Here is a 1,815-nt window from a genome sequence, read left to right on the forward strand (position 1 = left end):
TCTTCCATCTGGCCGCGCAAACCGCCGTCACCACAAGCCTGGTCCAGCCAGGCGAGGATTTCGACATCAACCTTCGGGGAACGTTCAACGTTCTGGAGGCGGCGCGACTGAGCGGTGAGCTTATCCCGGTGATCTTCGCCAGCACCAACAAAGTCTATGGCAGCCTGCCCGACGTCGCGGTCCGCGAGGACGGCGATCACTATGTGCCTTGCGACAGCGTCATCCAGGCGCACGGCATCGATGAGGCTCGGGGCCTGGACTTCTGCACGCCCTACGGTTGCTCCAAAGGCGCGGCGGATCAGTATGTGCTCGACTATGCCAAATCCTACGGCATGCCGACGGCGGTGCTGCGGATGAGCTGCATCTATGGACCGCGCCAGTTCGGAACCGAGGACCAGGGCTGGGTCGCACACTTCCTGCTCAGCGCGCTGACGGGACGCCCAATCACCATTTACGGCGACGGCAGGCAAGTGCGCGATATCCTGCATGTCTCCGATGCCGTCGCCGCCTACAGGGCCGTGCTCGATCGCATCGAGACCACCAAAGGCCAGGCATTCAATCTTGGCGGCGGCCCGGAAAATGCGGTCAGCCTGCGCAGGCTGTTGAGCGAGATCCGTAGCCTGACCGGCCATGAGCTTTCAATCCGCCACGATGGGGAACGCACGGGCGACCAGCCCTTCTTCGTCGCCGACACCCGCAAGATCAAAACCGCGCTTGGCTGGATGGCCCATGTTTCATGGCGCGAAGGCGTCCGCGACCTCGCCGACTGGCTGCAGCGCCATCGGCTCGAGCCTCGCCCTGAAGCCGTGAGGTACGTCGCATGAAAATCGCTTTGGTAAACCCATTCTGGACCTACGACGACAGCATCTATTTCGGCTGCCGCCAACCACATCTGCCGCTGGAACTCGGCTATTCGAAGGCCCTGCTCGAAGCCGCCGGACATGAGGTGCTGATGCTGGATGGGCAGTTGCAGAGGCTCGATAATTCCGGTCTCTGCGAGCGGGTGGCTGATTTCGCCCCGGCTATGACCGTCGTCAGTACCGCCCCGACCTATCTGTTCTGGCGCTGCGCACCGCCGGAATTGCGTGTGCCGGCCGATTTCCTCAACCGTCTCGCCGGGCGCGGTGGACGCACGGTCGCGGTCGGGCCGCACGGCTCGGCGACGCCGGCGCCGACCTTGCGCAAGCTCGGCGTCGACATCGTCGTGAGCGGCGAATGTGAAGAAGTCGTCGAGCAGCTTGCCCGGCGCGATGATTGGAGCGCCGTGCCCTCAACCGCTTATCTGCGGGATGCCAAGGTGGTTTCGAACGGAGGCGTCCACGCCAGCTCGTTTGTCGATCATCCGCCACTCGAATGGCCAGCGGACTGGATCGCAGCCCATTCGCACCACCATCACAGGTTCGATGACAATCAGGTGGGGTTCGGTGCGGAAGTCGAGGCATCGCGCGGCTGTCCCTATAACTGCAGTTTCTGCGCCAAGATCGATTTCCGTGATGCCTATCGCCGTCGAAACCATGAAGCGGTGGTGGCGGAGATCGATCGGCTGATTGCCCAAGGTGTCGGCTACATCTACTTCATCGACGAGATCTTCCTGCCGCAAAAAGCGTTGCTGGAAGCCTTGGTCGATCGCGACGTGAAATTCGGCGTACAGACCCGCATCGATCTGTGGAAGCCCGAACTGCTGGAATTGCTGGGCGCCGCGGGCTGCGTCTCGATCGAGGCCGGCCTCGAAAGCCTGACCGTCGAAGGTCGGGCAATGCTGGCCAAGCGCTGCCGGCTGGGTACCGAGGAACTCGCCGCGCTGCTCGTCGATGC

General features: G+C 62.9%; 2 protein-coding genes. Both read left to right on the forward strand.

Annotated elements, in window-relative coordinates; genetic code table 11:
- Positions 1-824, forward strand: an 824-nt coding sequence (locus EN964_RS33330) for an NAD-dependent epimerase/dehydratase family protein (RefSeq protein WP_127277357.1), incomplete at its 5' end; no start/stop codon positions are given.
- Positions 821-1,815: TIGR04295 family B12-binding domain-containing radical SAM protein (locus EN964_RS33335; protein WP_127277359.1), on the forward strand; the 995-nt coding region annotated here is incomplete at its 3' end. The genes EN964_RS33330 and EN964_RS33335, both read left to right, overlap by 4 nt.

The sequence above is a fragment of the Mesorhizobium sp. M7A.F.Ca.CA.001.10.2.1 genome, from assembly GCF_003998575.1.
In the GTDB taxonomy this organism is placed as follows: domain Bacteria; phylum Pseudomonadota; class Alphaproteobacteria; order Rhizobiales; family Rhizobiaceae; genus Mesorhizobium.